At 45.3% G+C, this 18,090-nt stretch carries 15 protein-coding genes; 11 read left to right on the top strand and 4 right to left on the bottom strand.

The features are described 5' to 3' along the window. Positions 1-116: 116 nt before the first annotated feature. From PLL47_RS02635 to thsB, 6 genes are all read left to right on the top strand, one after another. A complete protein-coding gene (locus tag PLL47_RS02635) occupies positions 117-860 on the top strand; it encodes an ABC transporter ATP-binding protein (RefSeq protein WP_324444471.1) in 744 nt (247 codons plus the stop codon). Next, positions 842-2,065 carry a SufB/SufD family protein gene (locus PLL47_RS02630; RefSeq protein ID WP_324444469.1) on the top strand — a complete coding sequence of 408 codons (1,224 nt, stop codon included), beginning with the start codon at positions 842-844 and terminating at the stop codon, positions 2,063-2,065. Before PLL47_RS02635 ends, PLL47_RS02630 begins: the two co-directional genes overlap by 19 nt. A 734-nt stretch (positions 2,066-2,799) precedes the next feature. Further along, positions 2,800-3,159, top strand: coding sequence for a MarR family transcriptional regulator (locus tag PLL47_RS02625; RefSeq protein WP_324444599.1), 360 nt, complete (start codon positions 2,800-2,802; stop codon positions 3,157-3,159). Between the two features lie 5 nt (positions 3,160-3,164). After that, a complete protein-coding gene (locus tag PLL47_RS02620; protein ID WP_324444466.1) occupies positions 3,165-3,782 on the top strand; it encodes a 4Fe-4S binding protein in 618 nt (205 codons plus the stop codon). A 264-nt stretch (positions 3,783-4,046) separates the two neighbouring features. Next, on the top strand, positions 4,047-7,097 hold the full coding sequence (locus PLL47_RS02615; RefSeq protein ID WP_324444464.1) for an FAD-binding and (Fe-S)-binding domain-containing protein: 3,051 nt from the start codon (positions 4,047-4,049) through the stop codon (positions 7,095-7,097). Positions 7,098-7,623: 526 nt separating this feature from the next. Next, on the top strand, positions 7,624-9,252 hold the full coding sequence (gene thsB, locus PLL47_RS02610; RefSeq protein WP_324444462.1) for a thermosome subunit beta: 1,629 nt from the start codon (positions 7,624-7,626) through the stop codon (positions 9,250-9,252). A 162-nt stretch (positions 9,253-9,414) separates the two neighbouring features. Here thsB and PLL47_RS02605 read toward each other — a convergent pair whose 3' ends face one another. Further along, positions 9,415-9,816: a DUF473 domain-containing protein gene (locus PLL47_RS02605; RefSeq protein WP_502883669.1), complete on the bottom strand. Its 402-nt coding sequence runs from the start codon at positions 9,814-9,816 to the stop codon at positions 9,415-9,417. Then, entirely contained in the window at positions 9,809-10,558 is a 750-nt protein-coding gene (locus PLL47_RS02600; RefSeq protein WP_324444460.1) for a proteasome assembly chaperone family protein, read from the bottom strand. Before PLL47_RS02600 ends, PLL47_RS02605 begins: the two co-directional genes overlap by 8 nt. Positions 10,559-11,074: 516 nt before the next feature. Between PLL47_RS02600 and PLL47_RS02595 the strand changes: the two genes are divergently transcribed. Beyond that, on the top strand, positions 11,075-11,662 hold the full coding sequence (locus tag PLL47_RS02595; RefSeq protein WP_324444458.1) for a pyruvate kinase alpha/beta domain-containing protein: 588 nt from the start codon (positions 11,075-11,077) through the stop codon (positions 11,660-11,662). A 46-nt stretch (positions 11,663-11,708) separates the two neighbouring features. Here PLL47_RS02595 and hepT read toward each other — a convergent pair whose 3' ends face one another. Beyond that, positions 11,709-12,131, bottom strand: a complete 423-nt coding sequence (gene hepT / locus PLL47_RS02590; RefSeq protein ID WP_324444456.1) for a type VII toxin-antitoxin system HepT family RNase toxin — start codon at positions 12,129-12,131, stop codon at positions 11,709-11,711. Then, positions 12,128-12,571 carry a type VII toxin-antitoxin system MntA family adenylyltransferase antitoxin gene (gene mntA, locus PLL47_RS02585; RefSeq protein ID WP_324444454.1) on the bottom strand — a complete coding sequence of 148 codons (444 nt, stop codon included), beginning with the start codon at positions 12,569-12,571 and terminating at the stop codon, positions 12,128-12,130. Before mntA ends, hepT begins: the two co-directional genes overlap by 4 nt. Positions 12,572-12,785: 214 nt before the next feature. Here mntA and tgtA point away from each other — a divergent pair, with 214 nt between their 5' ends. The 4 genes from tgtA to PLL47_RS02565 all read left to right on the top strand — a co-directional run bounded on the left by tgtA (position 12,786) and on the right by PLL47_RS02565 (position 17,882). Continuing rightward, positions 12,786-14,258, top strand: a complete 1,473-nt coding sequence (gene tgtA / locus PLL47_RS02580) for a tRNA guanosine(15) transglycosylase TgtA (RefSeq protein WP_324444453.1) — start codon at positions 12,786-12,788, stop codon at positions 14,256-14,258. 283 nt (positions 14,259-14,541) lie between these two features. Beyond that, on the top strand, positions 14,542-15,483 hold the full coding sequence (locus tag PLL47_RS02575) for a UbiA family prenyltransferase (RefSeq protein WP_324444595.1): 942 nt from the start codon (positions 14,542-14,544) through the stop codon (positions 15,481-15,483). A gap of 32 nt (positions 15,484-15,515) precedes the next feature. Then, a complete protein-coding gene (locus PLL47_RS02570) occupies positions 15,516-16,673 on the top strand; it encodes an NAD(P)/FAD-dependent oxidoreductase (RefSeq protein WP_324444593.1) in 1,158 nt (385 codons plus the stop codon). 69 nt (positions 16,674-16,742) lie between these two features. Then, the gene (locus tag PLL47_RS02565; RefSeq protein ID WP_324444452.1) at positions 16,743-17,882 is read left to right on the top strand and encodes a radical SAM/SPASM domain-containing protein; all 1,140 of its coding nucleotides are present in this window, start codon (positions 16,743-16,745) and stop codon (positions 17,880-17,882) included. The last annotated feature ends 208 nt before the right edge of the window (positions 17,883-18,090 follow it).

The raw sequence follows: 18,090 nt of genomic DNA, 5'->3' as shown, positions 1-18,090 counted from the left end.
TGTCCTTATTTCTGCCATATAGAATTAAGTGAACTCACTCTAAACGGCTATTTCTCAGGATACGAAGAAAAAATAGGGGAAACCGTATCCAGAATGAGATAAAGGGAGAAAACACCATGCTGAAAATAGAAGACCTGACTGTAGAGGTCAACGGAAAAATCTTACTCCATGATGTGAACCTCGAGGTTGAGAAGGGGTACACAAACGTACTTTTCGGACCAAACGGAGCCGGAAAGTCAGCCCTCATGAGGACAATTATGGGCTTTAGCGAGTACAGGGTTGTTAAAGGCAGGATACTGTTCAACGGGGAAGATATTACCCACCTTCCAGTAGATGAAAGAGCCCGCCGCGGGCTGGGTATTATGATGCAGCGCCCGCCGGATATGGCAGGAATTAAACTTAGAGACCTTGTAAAAGTAACATCAAAGGGAAAAAAAGACCCTGAAGCCCTTGCTGAAAAACTTGATATGAAGCGTTTTCTGGACAGGGATGTAAACGTTGGTTTTTCAGGCGGGGAGATTAAACGCTCTGAACTTCTCCAGCTTGCAGCCCAGAACCCTAGCCTCTATCTTCTGGACGAGCCCGAGTCCGGAGTTGACCTTGTAAGCATAGAGCAGGTCGGAATGACAATAAAAGAACTGCTTGCAGAAGGCATGGAATGCCCTGGGGAGAGGGGCACGAAAGGGAAGTCAGCCCTTATCATTACACATACAGGACAGGTTCTGGATTATGTGCAGGCAGACCGGGGATATATCCTCTGCAACGGTACGGTTATGTGTTCGGGAAATCCCCTGAAAATGCTGGAAGAGATAAAAAACAAAGGGTATCAGGAGTGTATTACATGCAGACTGACAAGGTGAGCCTTAAAAAAAGAGCCGAGAGTGCAATTGAGAAGAAAGCCGCTTTCGGAGAGGACTTTGAACTAAATAAATATGAAGAAGGTTCCAAAATCAGTAAACCTATTGAAGACCTCCGGACTCTTGATGAGGAAAGCAAAAAGACTCTGCTTCAGGTAGGGATAATACCAAGTGAAGAAGGCAGGTCAGGCAGCCTGCTTGTTCTGGACAATGCAGTTTCGCACTCTTCCCTGAAAGATAAAAATGTTGAGCTTATGTCCACCCACAAAGCCATGGAAAAATACGAATGGCTTAAAGACTACTCCTGGAAACTCGTTCAGGTGGATGCCGACAAATATACAGCAAAAACCTATCTGGAAGACGCTGACGGCTATTTTATTCGGGTGCCGCCGGGGAAGAAATCCGCCATGCCTGTCCAGACCTGCCTTATGCTGGGAAGCAAAAAGTCAGCCCAGACGGTTCATAACATTATAATTGTTGAGGAAGGGGCAACTCTTGATATTATCACAGGCTGCACCTCCAGAAAAGGAGTAGAGGAAGGGCTGCACCTCGGGATTTCCGAGATGTACGTAAAGAAAGGCGCCACCCTGAACTTCACAATGATCCACAACTGGGCTGAACAGATAGGAGTCCGTCCGAGGACGGTTGTGAAAGTAGAAGAAGGCGGGACTTATGTGAGTAATTATATCTGCTTAAAACCCGTGCGCTCTGTACAGATGTACCCGACTGTCAGGCTAGAAGGAAAAGATGCGGTAACAAGGCTCAATACCATAGCGATTGCACATGCAGGTTCCGAACTTGACCTTGGCAGCAGGGCTATTTTTAATGCGCCGGGTACGAGGGCAGAACTGATTTCGAGAACGATTACCATAGGAGGGAGACTGGTCGCACGCGGAGAGATGATAGGAAATGCAAAGGGAGCAAAAGGTCACCTTGAATGTAAAGGGCTAGTCCTTACTGACAAAGGCAGCCAGCTCGCAATCCCTATCCTTGAGGCAAATGTAGATGATATCGAGCTCACCCATGAGGCAGCCGTGGGAAAAATCGCCAAGGACCAGGTAGAGTACCTTATGGCAAGAGGGCTTACCGAAGATGAAGCCGTTGGAATGATCATAAGAGGTTTCCTGGACGTTGGGATAAGGGGAATTCCGGAAGAGCTTAAGGAAGAAATAGAAAATACGATTACACAGACTGCTTTCGGGATGTAAGCCAGGCAGACGGGGGAACTTTGAAGTTTCCCCGGAAAACTTAAAGAAAGCGGAAAACTTAAAGAAAGAGATCTGCCTGCTGAGGAGAAGCAGGGCAGCAGCTGGAGAAGTATCCGGAAGAAGAAAGCATTGCCTGATAAAACATTTTAATCGGAAAATGGGTGTGTAGATCCGGCAGGAGAAAAGGAGAAACCTGCCGGCCCTTTTGTGAAGTATATATTGATATTAATGAGGATAGCATGATTTAAGATTGAATCTCTTTGTAGAAAAGGAACCTTAAAGCATGCAAGCTCATTAAACCTTAATTTGCAAATTGGAGAAGTACTATAAAAATGTTTCTGTACGATTGATTATATAAAAATAAGATGTAAAAATTCCAGAACAGAACTGTCCTTTTCTTAAAAAGATATTATTGAATAGGAGCCATTAATTGAAAAGAGCTTTGAAGAGGACCCTGTTCTTTGATATTTTGTTTAACTTAACCTCTTTTTATTGACCCACAACTAATAAGCAGATATTTTTCAGGAATATGTATAATTGCATTCTTCTCTGCGATTTAATTCTTCTCTGTACATTTTTCTCTCTATATTTAATAGATCTTATAAATGTCAACCCAGGAGAACAGTGTTGAAAAATATAGTACTTCCAATTTTTAGCTGTAGTGTGCAGTACTCACCAGTATATATATATTCCTGATACAATGTTACAGTACTGTAGAATATAAGAGGGATTGGATAATGGACTTTGCCTGCAAGGAATTCAAAATAGAAGACGTAATCAAGTGCGCTCTCAATCTTACAAAAGCTGACCTGAATACTATGAAGTACTTCTTAAACGAACCCGACAAATGGGTTGATACTGATACCCTTTCAAAATCTCTAAACCTAGATATTTCTACAGTCCAGCGCTCCGTGAAAAAGCTGTACGAAAAAGGAATTCTCCAGAGGTCACAGCAGAACCTTGACGGAGGAGGCTATGTCTTCATTTACAAAATCCATTCAAGAAACCAGATTAAAAGTGTAATTCTAAAAATCGTTCAGTCCTGGGCTGACAGGCTGGGACAGGAACTTGAACAATGGGAAAACGGAGGTTAATCAAAATGCTCAAAATCACTCCCTACCTGGGAATCCTTGTACTGATCGTTTCTATCGGAGGGCTCTGGTACCCTGCACTCGGCTACTTTATGCTGCTCGTCTTTGCTGCAATCTTTCTGAGCAGTCCTTTCAGAGGCAGATGGTTCTGCGGAAACCTCTGCCCCAGAGGAAGCCTTGTTGACTTCTGGGTCATTAAAATCTCAAAGAAAAGAAAGATACCCGATACATTCCGGAGCCTCCGGGTCCGTCTGCCAATATTTTTCCTGCTGATGGGCTTTATGGGCTACAGAGTAGCAAGCACTATAGGAACTCTTAACACTTTCGAAAAGATAGGCATGATCTTTGTAATGATGTGCCTTGTGACAACCTCAATTGCAGTCCTTCTCGGAACTTTCCTTAGCCCGAGAGCCTGGTGTTCTTTCTGTCCTATGGGAACAGCCCAGCGCCTGCTTGGAGGAAAAAGGTATCAGCTCAAACTTGAAAAAGACAAATGTATCAGCTGCAAGAAGTGTGAAAAAGTCTGCCCCATGCAGCTCAAGGTCTGCCAGACTGAGACAAAACCCGACTGTATCAAATGCGGAAAATGTGTTACTGTCTGCCCCAAAGATGCCCTTCACTTTTAATTTTTTCATTTTAGATTTTGTTCATCTGGAAGAGTGTCAAAAAAGAGCTTTAAAAAAGTTCGATAACAGAAAAAAAGAGCCGAAAAGAAGAATATTTCCTGAAAAAGAATTAGGACCTGCATAAGAAGACAGAATATTTTAAATTGGAAAATATATAATTTAATGTATAGGGGAGCTAAAAAAATTCCAGAACCTGACTGGCATAACCATCTGCGAGCACTGTAAAGTGTCCATAAATCGGCTCCAACCAGGGAGGAAAAGAATATGACAGCAAAAAGCGTACCGGAACTTTCCACCATCCAGAAAACTGAACTCACCGAACTCTTTGGGGAGTACGTCAATCTTGACAAACGCGAGCGTCACTATTATAACCACGATATAGGAGCCCTGCCGCCTCTTCTTAAGAAAGTGATAGGAAAAACAGACCCTGCAGCCGTCGTAAAAATCCGGACGGAAGAAGACGCAGTAAAACTTCTGGAATTTGCAAACAGGCACAAAATTCCGGTAGTTCCGCGTGCAGGGGCATCCTCTGGATACGGAGGGGTTATGCCGACAAAAGGAGGGATTGTTGCTGATGTAACTTTATTGAACAGGGTAATCAGCATCGACCCCGAAGGACAAAAAGCAGTCGTGCAGAGCGGGATTATCTGGGAAAAACTGGAAAGAAAACTCAAAGAACACGGCCTTTCTGTCAGGGCGATCCCATCAAGCGCCCCTTCCTCAACTGTGGGAGGCTGGTTTGCCCAGAGCGGAGCAGGATACGGGAGTTATGAGTTTGGCTGGGGCTACGAGAGTATGGAAAAAGTCAGGGTTGTCCTCCCCGACGGAAAAATAAAGGAGTTTTCAGGCCCCGAACTCAGGAAACTTATAGGGACAATGGGAACAACAGGGATTATAACCGAAATCACCCTGAAAGTCCAGAAGCTCGAAGAGAGAAAAGCTGTTTCTGCAAGTTTTCCCGATGCTTCAGCCATGAAAAAAGCAGTCGAAACAATCAGGGAAAAGAATATTCCTCTCTGGTCAATCTCTTTTCTGAACCCGGAATGGGCGGACATGAAAAACAAAGCGCCCCATAAACTACACTACGGAGAAATTGTGGACAAAGACAGACCAGTGCTGCCTGCTGCTTACGTCTGTACTTTCATGTACCCTGCCTCCCGAGATGTTTCCGGACTGAAAGAGGCTATAGAAAACGCAGGCGGTACTATTCTCCCTGAAGAGATTGCAGAGCACGAAACTGAAGAATGGTTCAAGTCCATGAAGGTAAAAAGGCTGGGTCCCTCCTTCATCCCTGCTGAGATACTCGTGCCGCTTGAGAATATGGACACCGTTTTTGAAGAGATAAAAAAGAGGATCAAACTGCCGGTGCTCACAGAAGGGATGGTTATCAATGACGGGAACGTTGTGCTTCTCTGCTTCATGCGCCATTCCGAGCGTTCCGTACTTTTCAATACAGCTTTTGCCCTGTCCCTGAGCATCCTTAAAATTGCGGAGGAAAATGGAGGCAGAGCATATTCTTCAGGTCTGTTTTTCGCTTCAAAGAGAAAGAGCGTCTTCGGAGACAGGCTTGAAGAAATTGAGTCTTTGAGAAAAGAAAACGACCCCAATGGGATTATGAACCCTGAGACTCTGGAAGGGAAAGGGCTCCTGAATACTGCAGTGTCTCTGGGATCTTCTTTTGAACCCATGGGCAGAATTGCCGGGAATATGTCAGGGATAAAAGAAGTCACCTTCAAGGACGAGAAAGATATCCCTGCCGAGATTGCCGAACTTGCCTATTCCTGCTCCCAGTGCGGATACTGTGTGAGCGAATGCGACCAGTACTACGGAAGAGGATGGGAATCTCAGTCTCCCAGAGGGAAATGGTTCTTCATAAAAGAGTATCTCGCAGGCAGGGAAAAACTTGACCAGAGGCAGACAAACACTTTCCTTGGCTGCACCACCTGCCAGATGTGCGATTCCCGCTGTGAACTGGATATGCCAATAGAACACGCCTGGATGACCATGCGGAATAAGCTGGTTGGAGAAAAGAAAAAGATGACTTTTCCGCCCTTTGAGATTATGGCTGCAAGCCTCCTGAAAGAGCGGAATATCTGGGCAAATTACAGGAAAGACAGGGACAAATGGATTCCTGAGGACATACGGGCAAAAATGAAGGATGAAGCAGAATACGCTTATTTTGCTGGCTGCACAGCATCCTTTGTTGAAAATGATGTTGCAATAGGGGCTGTCCGCATGCTCGATGACGCAGGAGTCGAATTCACAGGGCTCTTTGACAAAGAAGCCTGCTGTGGAATTCCCATGCTCGTTGCCGGCAGGTGGGATGTTTTTGAAAAGATCATGAGGATGAACGTCTCGAATATGAAAAAGAAAGGCGTAAAAACAGTCATTACCTCCTGCCCTGCGTGCTGGCTCATGTGGCACACAGTCTATCCTCAGTGGGCAGAAAAGCTAGGAATCGAATACGGGTTTGAGACAAAACACTATTCCGAAATCCTTGTGGAACGCCTTGATGTCCTTAAGCCAAAGTTCAAGCAGCCTCTTGACAAAGTAGTTGCCTGGCACGATTCCTGCCATATTGGAAGAGCCGGAGGTGAAGTATACGAGCCTCCGAGAGAGCTCCTGAAAGCCATTCCCGGCATCAAGTTCAGGGAACTTGAATATAACAGGGAAAGAGCACACTGCTGTGGTTCCGTGGTCAGCCTGATTGCCGAGCCTCCAGTTGCATACAGGCTTGGAAACATGAGACTTCAGGAAGCCGTTGACGTGAACGCAGATGTTGTTGCAGCTCTCTGTCCTTGCTGTGTCTTCCAGTTCAGGGTGGCAGCAAAAGAAAGTAACCTCAACATCGAGGTGCAGGATCTCGGCGCCCTGGTAGCAAGAAGCCTTGGATACAATATTGCGGACTCGACAAACTACACTCTGCAGTCCTGGGTTCCTTTCGAAAAGATGATCGACCTCATGAAGCCTGAAAACATGACCGACATGATGGTTGAACTCATGCCACAGATGATGGCAGCTATGCCAGCCCCGCTTCAGGCAATGATGAAAATGGTCAAGTACGTGCCCGGCATGGATGCCATGATGAAGCCCATGATGCCGGTTATGATGCCTATGCTCATGCCCTCGGTCATGCCAAAAGTCATGCCTGACATGCTTAAAGCCGTAGAAAGAAGAGTCCCCATGCCAGACTACATGAAAGAACAGCTCCCTGACCTGATGCCAAAAGCAATGGAAAATCTCATGCCCAATATGCTGCCCGAGATAATTCCACTGCTTACTCCGCGCATGATAGAGTATATCAAAACTCACTGAAAACTCACTGAAAAACAGGCAGGCAAAAAAGAAAAAACTAAAGATAAAATCCAGAAATCGAAGGAAAAAAAATCTGAAATTTCTTCGATTAACCTTTTTTCGAAGATAAAATCTGATTCAGTTTTTTGCATTTCTGCATGTACTTTAACTGCTTCATTAATGCTCATTTTTCTTCATTATATTTGATAGGCTGCTTTTCTATCGAGCTTCAGTACTGCATTTTATTATTCCTCCTGATAGTCCTCCCAAGCTTAACTCACTGTATAACTTCTAAAGTAGTCCTCTTGAGCGAGCCACGCGAGCGAAAAGGACCTCGTGCTCCCGAAGCGAAACTCGGGAGACGAAACTCGGGCATTAAAAGAACCAGCAGACCCTTTTTTCAGGATTAGGAACCTTCCCTTCAGAGTAATTCTTATATAGAAGTGCTTGCATTAAGAATAGGAAAATTACGCACAAAGGAAAGTGCTCTGGAATACAATTAACAGAAATTCATACTATTTCACATCATTTAAAAGGAGATTTAAGTTTGGCAGCACAACCGATCTTTATATTAAGGGAAGGCAGCAAGAGAACCCACGGTTCCGACGCTCAGCACAACAACATCATGGCCGCAAAGGCAGTAGCTGAGGCCGTAAGGACCACTCTTGGGCCAAAGGGTATGGACAAGATGCTTGTAGACTCGATGGGAGACGTCGTCATTACCAATGACGGAGCAACCATCCTCAAAGAAATGGACATCGAGCACCCAGGTGCAAAGATGATCGTGGAAGTCGCCAAGACCCAGGACGCCGAAGTTGGAGACGGAACAACAACAGCAGCCGTCCTCGCAGGAGAATTCCTGACAAAGGCAGAAGACCTGCTGGAAAGCGGCGTTCACCCCACCGTTATCGCAAGCGGCTACAGGCTCGCAGCAGCCCAGGCTGTAAAGATCCTTGACACCATCACTATCAGCGCATCCCCTGAAGACACAGAGACTCTTGAGAAGATCGCAGGAACAGCCATTACCGGAAAGGGGGCAGAATCACACAAGGCTCACCTCTCAAACCTCGCAGTCCGTGCAATCAAGTCCGTTGTTGAGAAAGATGAAAACGGAAAGATCACTGTCGACATCGAAGACGTTAAAACCGAAAAGAGACCAGGCGGCAGCATAAAGGACTCCGAGATTGTTGAAGGAGTAATTGTTGACAAGGAACGTGTCCACACCGGTATGCCTGAAGTTGTAAAGGATGCAAAGGTTCTCCTTTTAAGCGTACCAATCGAACTCAAGAAGACAGAGACCAAAGCCGAAATAAAGATCACAACCCCTGACCAGATGCAGCTTTTCCTTGACCAGGAAGAAGCCATGCTTAAGGAAATCGTAGACAAAGTGATCAATACCGGCGCAAACGTAGTATTCTGCCAGAAAGGAATTGATGACCTTGCCCAGTACTACCTGACAAAAGCAGGCATTTTCGCAATGCGCAGGGTAAAGAAGAGCGACATGGACAAACTCTCCAGAGCCACAGGCGCAAGAATCATTACCAACCTGGATGAAATCGACGAATCCGACCTCGGCTATGCAGGACTTGTTGAAGAAAAGGACATCACTGGCTCCAGAATGACTTTTGTTACAGGCTGCAAGGAAAGCAAGACCACATCAATCCTTCTCCGCGGCGGAACCGAGCATGTTGTGGACGGACTTGAGAGAGCCCTTGAAGATGCTCTCAGAGTTGTAGGCGTTGCACTCGAAGACCAGAAGATTGTTGTAGGCGGCGGCTCACCTGAAGTAGAACTTTCCCTCAGGCTCAAAGAATATGCAGCAACCCTCAAAGGAAGGGAACAGCTTGCAGTAACAAAGTTTGCCGAATCCCTGGAAGTTATCCCGCAGACCCTTGCAGAAAACGCAGGACTTGACCCGATCGACATGCTTGTGGAAATGCGCTCCCAGCATGAGAAAGGCAACAAGAGGGCAGGACTCAACGTCTACACAGGCAAGATTGAGGATATGTTCGAAAATGATGTAGTCGAACCCCTCAGAATCAAGACCCAGGCAATCAATGCAGCAACAGAAGCTGCAATCATGATCCTCAGGATCGATGACGTGATCGCCTCATCCGGTGCTGGAAAGGCAGCCCCAGGCCCGGGTGCTGGCGGCGACATGGAAGACATGATGTAAAGATACTTAAAACAAAACCAGATCTAAAATGGAGGTTTCATGGAAACTCAAATTTTCCTGACCTCTTTTTAGAACTCTTTTTTGAGAAATTAATTCCGAGAAAAGGAAAGGAAAAAAACGTTTTTCTGGAAAAATAGCACCAGATTTAACTTATAGAGATATTTACCGGGCTTCGTAGCAGGATATTTCCCTTGCATCTACTATTACGGGCTTTCCGATTTCGTTTGAAATGACGTTCCTCACCCTTGCCATACACCTGCATTCAAGCTGAATACGGGCTGACAGAGATTCCCGCTCTTCGATGTAGAGTTCATTTGAGCTGACAAAAGAGTGAACTGAGATCTGCTTTTGAACAACCCTTGCTATCAGTCCCTGAGTCCCATCCGTGAGATCCTGAAGGCTTGTGGAAGTCAGGAGAACACTGTCTCCTGCATTGAGCCCCAGCACTCCGAAGAAGTTCTGCGGGTTTCGGATCTCAAGAGTCCTGAGATCGTGCTTTTTCAGGATCTCAATCACGGAGTCGGCAATTCCTGTTAATGCAATGTACTCCATGATATCACCCATACATTGGGAACTCCTTTTTGACTTCTCCTTTCCGCTCGGTAGCCTGAACATCTTCAGCAAGCTTCTGGAGCTCAATTTCTATGCGTTCAGCCTGCTCTATAAGCCTATCAGTGCTGATTGAAAGCCCATAAAGCTCATTAAGGACTTTAATCACAGCAGATGCGGCTCTTGGGTCGGGATTCTGGGTTTTCGTAGCCCCGAGAAGACTGATTGCAGGAATCCCACGCAGCAGGCATTCAGCCATTACACTGCCCGAAATCCCGGAAATGGTTCCCATCTGGAAAATCTCTACCTTATCCCTGATTTTATCCAGCATTTCCGGTGTGGTAGCTGCTCCGAAGACTTTATGGCCTCCGTCCATGATCGCAATCCCTGCAATAGAAGCGATCTCTCTGACATTAATAGACTCAGCCCAGTCTACAAGAGCATTGCTCACATCATAGGAAACCGAGTGGCTGATCGGAATATCGGAAATGACTATAATGATGTTGTGCTCCACGTTTTCGTAGATCCGCACAGGCATGTTTATAAGTCCCTCATAAAGCACTGCAATTGAAGGAAAATATCTGGAATCAATGGAGCCTATGTACTCCATGTTCAACTCTTCAATCATGTGCTGACTTGCAATATTCCCCACAAGCCCGATTCCGGGAAAGCCTTCAATCAAAACAGGATTTTTTGACTGCACAGGTTTCGTAATAATCTTCACGTCATTGTCATCATAGTCTGTAGTAGTCGACAAAAAACCACCTCATAAAATACAACCCCTATGAGTATATCTTATCTAATCCTAAATAAACAAGTTTCTCACCAGCCCGGCTCTGTACTGCCTCCAGCACAGGCATCGATAAAAAAATATCGATGATTCCGGGATTTAGAATTCCATAACCCTCTTTTTTATTAAAAGAGAATCCTTTTAATATATATCTCTTCTTACGACAGAGGAAAAATAATTCAGATCAGACGCACTTATTCTGATCGCAATACCTTCTCCACCCAACATTTTCCAGGGATATGTGGACTATAAACTGCACCTGTGAAAAATCAAAAAGAGAGGGAAAAAAGTTTCACAGAAAAGGCAGAAAATAAAGGAAACTCATAAAAGAGTAGATGTAAAAGCAGTAGAAGCAAAAATAGCTGAATTAAACTTGAACAATAGAATCAGGCATAAACATCAAAACTACAGTAAAAAGATTATAACAATCAATAAAAGAATCTCGTAAAGAGTAACTAAAATCAAAAACAGGAGGAAGTATTCATGGAAAAACCAATTCTTTATCTGGACAGCGTAGGGGAAGAAAACACAGACTCAGTTGTTGAAGCTGCATCAAAAAGAGCAGCAGAACTTGGAATCTCACACATCGTAGTTGCCAGCACAAGCGGGAAAACCGCCTTAAAAATGGCAGAGGCAGTAAAGGGCACCGGCATCAAAGTAATTGGAGTGAGCCACCAGTACGGACAGAAAGAGAAAGGAGAATGGGAAGTAGAGGAAGAGTACAAAAAGAGGATCGAAGAGCTTGGAGGAATAATTACTACCCAATCGCATATGTTTTCCGGAATAGAGCGCTCGATCACAAAGAAGTTTGGAGGATATTCAAGGACCGAAGTAATTGCAGATGCCCTGCGTTCTCTATTCGGAAAGGGATTCAAGGTCGCTATAGAAGTTGCCATAATGGCAGCAGATTCAGGCCACATACCGGTCTCTAATGATACTGAAATCATAGCTATAGGGGGCACAAGATGGGGTGCAGATGTAGCTCTTGTGCTGAGACCGGCTCACAGCAATGACTTTTTCTCTCTTCAGGTTAGAGAAATCATCGCCATGCCGCGGGCAAAAGAAGACTGATCTGAAGAATAACTCGGGTGGCGCAACTCTACTGGCGCTACCAAAATTATTCGTACTTAGAAACCAGGTATTTTGCAATGTATTCAGCAAAAAGTTCCAGATCATCGATATCATTTTGGAGATGTGAATAAAGTTTTTCCAGGTCAATATCTGCATACATATGGACGAGCACACTTCGAAAACCGGCTGCATGTGCTAACTTCCTGGCAAATTCCATTGGAAGGATACCATGCTCACCAAGTACGAGAATAACTTCTCTATAAGTATCCAGACGCTTCAGTTTCTCACTGGAAATGACCATCTCGCAGATATCAATCATGCAGGCAAGTGAGATTTCTATATACCTTTCAACCGCTCCCCTCAAAGTACGATTGTTCCTTATCTCTTCAATAGGATACTGTTGATATTCTTTGAGGGTGCTGACATACTCTCCAAGCTGCTCCATCTTGAAGTTAATCTCTTTTATCATCGAAACCCGCTCTTTGCTATCCTTTTAAGGCTCTCTTTTGCATGCCTTTCAATGTGATACCGCTCGTCCAGATATCTGGACATGATTTTAGTCTCAAACTTTACCCTTAAAGGTTCATCTGACTTTAAGATGATCCCGTCCCGTATAATGTTGTACGTCAAAAGTAGGGGAGAATCATTTAGTACTACAAGATCTATGTCATCCGTTTTAAGAACCTCTGTAAGTTTGCTTATTAATTCAAGCTGGAGGTCAAAACTTTCCTTTTGTAAAAGAGTATCATCAAGAAGCACAGCAATATCTATGTCGCTCAGGCAGTTAGATTCTCCCCTAACAGTTGAGCCGAAAAGATAGGCTAATGTAACATTATCAAATTCTGAGAAAAATTCTCTTAGCTTCTGTTCAAGCTGTTCAAGATCGGGTTGTGGCATAATAGGCTGCATATCAATTGTTTACGACTTTGTGCTTACATCTGTTTATAATTTGTGCAAGCTTCAAATTTTCAGGGCCTTTCCCATTAAGGCTGCGAAAAGCCTGGGCTGAAGCCCTTGTTTTAGATCTGCTCTTAAAATAAACTTGAGGGGATGAAATTGATTTCCAACAAAAAGTCTTCAGCCCCAAAGATAAATATATCTGAGCGGCATCTATAACCGCGGCATGTCAGCAATATTTGAAATTCTCGATAAGGACGCAGGCGGCAGGATAGGGAAACTCAAAACCCCACACGGAGTGGTTGAGACCCCTACAGTCATGCCTGTAATCAATCCGAACATCCAGCTTATTTCCCCGAAAGAAATGAGAAGTTTCGGGGCAGAGATTCTGATCACCAATTCCTACATTATCTACCGTAAAGAAGAACTGCGAAGTGTAGCCCTTGAAAAAGGGTTACATGGGCTCCTCGGCTTTGACGGCCCAATTATGACGGATTCGGGCTCTTTCCAGCTTTCAGTATACGGGTCTGTAGAGGTTACGAACGAGGAGATCCTCGGGTTCCAGGAAAAAATAGGAAGCGACATCATAGTCCCCCTTGATATCCCTACTCCTCCGGACGTCCACTTTAAGAGGGCAGAAGAAGAACTTGCGATCACAGCCGAACGCCTTGAAGCTGCCCGCAAATTCATCCGGAGCAAACAGCTCCTTGCAGGCCCGGTTCAGGGTTCAACCTATCCCGAACTCAGGGAAAAAGCTGCATCACACCTGAAAGATCTGAACTTTGAAGTCTATCCTCTGGGGGCTGTTGTGCCTCTGATGGAATCCTACCGCTACGCAGAGCTTGTGGATGTAATTGCAGCATCCAAAAAAGGGCTCTCTCCAACCTCACCTGTCCACCTTTTCGGAGCAGGGCACCCCATGATGTTTGCCCTTGCAGTAGCTCTCGGCTGCGACCTTTTTGACTCGGCAGCTTATGCCCTCTATGCCAAAGACGGGCGTTATATTACTGCAAACGGGACGTACCATTTAGAAAAACTGAACTACCTTCCATGCTCCTGCCCTGTCTGTTCCAGATATACTGCCGAAGAATTGAAAAAAGCTAAAAACAAGGAAGAGCTGCTGGGGCGGCACAACCTCTATGCAACCTTTGCAGAAATCCGGCTGATCAAACAGTCCATCAAGGACGGAAAACTGCTCGAGCTTGTTGAGCAGCGCTGCCGTGCCCACCCGAAACTCCTTGACGGGCTGAAAAGGCTCTATACTCATTCTGAGTGGCTGGAACAATTTGACCCTGCAACAAAAGGTACTTACTTCTACTGCGGACCCGAATCAGCCTCCAGACCAGAGGTTCTGCGTTTTGGAAAGCGTCTGGAAAGGTTCAGCCTCGAAGGTTCGGCGATTATACGCACAGCTCCGGTTAAAGGAGAAAAGGAATATGACCGGATTCTGGCATTTAAAGCACCTTTCGGAGCATTTCCTGTAGAAATGGAAGAGGTTTATCCCTTCAATGCCGAGGTTCCGAAGTTTCCAGATTACGAATCTCTCAGCACAGCCCTTTCAAACACAATTAAATTAATGGATCTGAACCCTGGAGCAGAATTTACCTTTATCTGTGAAAAAGAATTCAAACATCCTTTAATTGAAGAAATAGGGAAAAAAGCAAAGATTGTATACATGGAAGACTGGAAAAAAGCATAAACAGGTTGAAATCCTGTACTCTGAATTGAAGCAGATTTTTCGGGCTTTGACAATTTGAAGGATGTATCTCCGCAGTTCGTCTCTAAAATTCCTTAATATCCTTCAAATTTTCTACCTCTCTGCATTGGCAGAATCTTTCGGTAAAAAAGAAAAAGGAAACTTTTTTGAAATGCGAAAGTTTATAGGACTATTTGCAAACAAGCTCTTAAACCCAAAAATCCCGAAACACGAAATTCCGGAAACAGAAAACTCCTCATAAATCGAAAATTCACAGGTGAAACGATTGTCCCTTACAGCAAGAATCGGGGAGCTCAGCCCCTACCTCCGGCTGCTGAGACCTGAACTCTACTACATGGACCTGACCCTCCCCGCCGCAAGCGCTATACTTGCTTCCTACCTGGCAACCGGAGGGCTTCCCTTATTTGTCCCCTTCCTGATTGCCGTGATAGGAGGCTTTGCGGCCATAACCAGTTCATATGTTTTCAATGACTGCTGCGATGTAGATATCGACACTATCAATATTCCGGACCGTCCACTGCCCTCTTCAAGAGTTTCAAAGAATTCGGCGATGATGTACGCCTTCTTGCTTTTGCTTATTGCAGGTGCCGCAGCTATGTACCTGAACCCGGAATCTCTTCTGGTCCTCGTTATCGCGGCTGCAACTATCACTGTTTATTCAATCTTTGCAAAGCGCAGCACTTTCCTGAGCTTTCTTCCTGTAGGCATATCCTACGGGCTTGTGCCTATTGGGATATGGCTTGCATTCGACCCTGCAGGAATTCTGAAAGGAAGTGACGGGGTGATCCTTCCTCTCCCGGCAATCTGCTTCGGGCTTATGATGTGCGTTACGGACTGGGCTTTTACACTTGGAGGTGTTGCCAGGGACGTGGAAGGGGACAGGCTAAAAGGTGCTCCTACAATGCCTGTAACTTTCGGAATTCCCTTTACCGCCAGATTTGTTACCTTCTGGTGGATTGTCGGTGTCATTGCTTCGGTCATCATAGGCTGGTCAGCCCGGCTTGGCCCTGTGTTTTTTGCAGGCGCTCTTGCTTCGGGGCTCTGGATGCTTACCCAGTGCTTTGACTTTATCAGACACCCCACTCCTGAGAGAGGCGGCGCACTTTTCCTTAACGGTTCAAACTACAGGGCTATAATGTTCGGATCAATGATCCTGGATGTTGTTCTCTGTATTTATCTGGGGTCTTATACCTCCATACTCTGGTGAAAAAATCTCTGGTGAAAAAAGGAAAGGAAAAAATGGATGCGGACATTATTGTAATCGGGGCATCACCTGCAGGGCTCATGGCTGCCAGAAACGCCTGTGAGAAGGGTGCGGATGTTCTTTTGCTCGAAAGAAAAGAAGAGATAGGAAATCCTCCACACCCCGCAAACTCTTTTTTCAAGGGGATGCTTGACAGGTGCGGGGAGAGGGCAGACCCGTCTTATGTTGTGCATTACCTCAAAGGAATGAAGATCATCTCTCCGGAAGGGCACGAAGTAATAGTAGAAACCCCCGGCTATTCCATTGACAAAACAAAATTCGACCGGTTTTATGCGGAGAAAGTGATGAAAACCGGCGTTGACCTCAGGACTGGAATAGAAGCAAAGGATATCTGGAAAGAAGGAGAGCAGTTTGCTGTCAGCACTTCGGCAGGGAGATTCAGGTCTAAACTCGTAATAATCTCCGACGGCATCAATTCTAAAATGGCATCTCTTATGGGTTTGAAAACAATGAAGTACCCTGAGGATATCGCCTGGGGGACCGAGCTGGATATCAGGGCTCCAGGGCTGGGTAAACCTGAAATGTTTGAGTATTATGTAGGAAACCACGCTCCGGGCTGGAAGACCACATATGCGCCGAGAGGAGGAGACAATGCAGCTATCGGGGCTTATGTGCGCAGGTGCGGAAAGGACGCAACCCCTTATCTGAACGCCTGGGTAGAGCGTTTCAAAAAGCTTAAAGGGCTAGAAGAAATAGAGGTTGTAAGAAAACTTTCCGGGGGAGATCCTATCGTAACCATACCCGGAGAGTACATAACCGATGGGATAATGGTAGTAGGAGGAGCTGCCGGGCAGTCCGGAATAGGGTATGCAATGAGGGCAGGCCAGATATGCGGAGATGTGGCAGCAGATTCTGTAAAGAAAGGGGATGTATCAAAAAGTGCTCTTTTGGAATACAGGAAAATCTGGGAAAAAGAGTTTAAAGTAGAGCATTACATTGGCAGAATAGGGCTTGAGACTCTCAGGAAGATGACGGATAAGGAAATCAATGAGATGGTAAGGGTATTTGAGAATGAAGACCTTTCCTTTATCCACGGCAGCGCTTTTGAACAGGCTATACAGGTTTTTGCGTTTATGTTAAAGAAGAAACCCTCAGCTATGCTGAAGTACAGGGCATTCCTGAGGAACAAATAAAAAACCGAAAAAATAGAACGGAACAATATAGAAAGGAAAAGCCACCAGAAATCCAGATGCAGGGAAAATATGCAGTACGAGTTTTACAAAAACCCCCTTTTCAGGGTCTATGCAGAAATTGAAGACGGTTGCCTGGCAATGAAAACAGGCGGGGCAGCGTCTCCACTGATGAAAAAAGTCCTTAAGGCAAACATCTCAATTTTTGACGGCGAAAAGCCTGCAAATGTAGAAGCTGACCGTCTGATCTATTCGACCTGGATGCCACCGATTCCCAGTACTGGTTTTGACCGCCTCGTAAAAAGCCAGCTTTCATCAATGCTCGGGAAAAACATGCCTGACCAGGTAACGATCTCAATTACAGAAGACTGCCCTAACAACTGTATTCACTGTGCACTTCCTGATACGAAGAACAGGGAAAAACTTGCACCCGAAACAGTTAAAAACGTTATCGATCAGGTTCTCGAAATGGGCACGACCTTTATTATCTTTGATGGAGGGGAACCCCTTACCTATCCGGGTTTGGAAGCCCTGATAAACTATGTTAATCCAGAAAAAGCCATTACTGGAATGTTCACCTCAGGGGTGGGGCTGACCGAAGAACGCGCACGAAGCCTTAAAGCTGCAGGATTGTACTCCCTCACAGTCAGTTTTGACAGCGCATATGAAGAAAAACACGATTATGTAAGGGGCAGGAAAGGAGTTTTTAAGAGCGCGGTTGAGGCAGTTAAAAACGGACTTGCAGCAGGGCTGCTTGTAAATATGTATGTGGTGCTCTCGAGGGACAACGTCAATGAACTTGATGAGCTTTATACACTTGCAGCAGACCTGGGAGCCCATGAACTCTCTTTCTATGAAATAGTTCCTACAGGCAGGTGGATGGACCACGCCTCTGAGATCATGACCCCTAAAGATCTGAGAAAATTCGACAATTTTGTTGCTCAGGCACGCGAAAGAGAAGGCCCAAGAATCTTTCCGATTCCGCAGGTTATGAGAACCACAGGCTGTATGGCAGGAAGGAAGTGGCTGCATATCACTCCAGAAGGGAACATCCTGCCCTGCGCCTGCATTCCAATTCCATACGGAAATGTCCACAAAGATAGGGTAAAAGAGATCTGGAAAAAAATCAGGAACGACCCTGCTTATAACGCAAAATGTTGCCTTATGAGAAATCCGGATTTCAGGGAAAAGTATCTGAAACTTCTGGAGTAAGCGTCTGTAGTTAAAAAATATTGATTTCTGGTATTCGACAAATTTCAGGTTTTTGAAGCAGGCAGGTTCAAAAGCAGAATAACAAATAGTAATTCTTTTTTTTCCATATGTTGTACCTGACCTGAGATTCCTGCGCAGCAGAGAAACCGAAAGTGCTGGCTATGCCAAAATTAAATGACAGGATAAACGGCAATTTAAGTACTGCTAA

It is taken from the genome of Methanosarcina sp. (assembly GCF_035390745.1).
In the GTDB taxonomy this organism is placed as follows: Archaea; Halobacteriota; Methanosarcinia; order Methanosarcinales; family Methanosarcinaceae; genus Methanosarcina.
The sequence above is the reverse complement of the archived record's forward strand: the minus strand, read 5'-3'. Positions and strand labels throughout refer to the sequence as shown.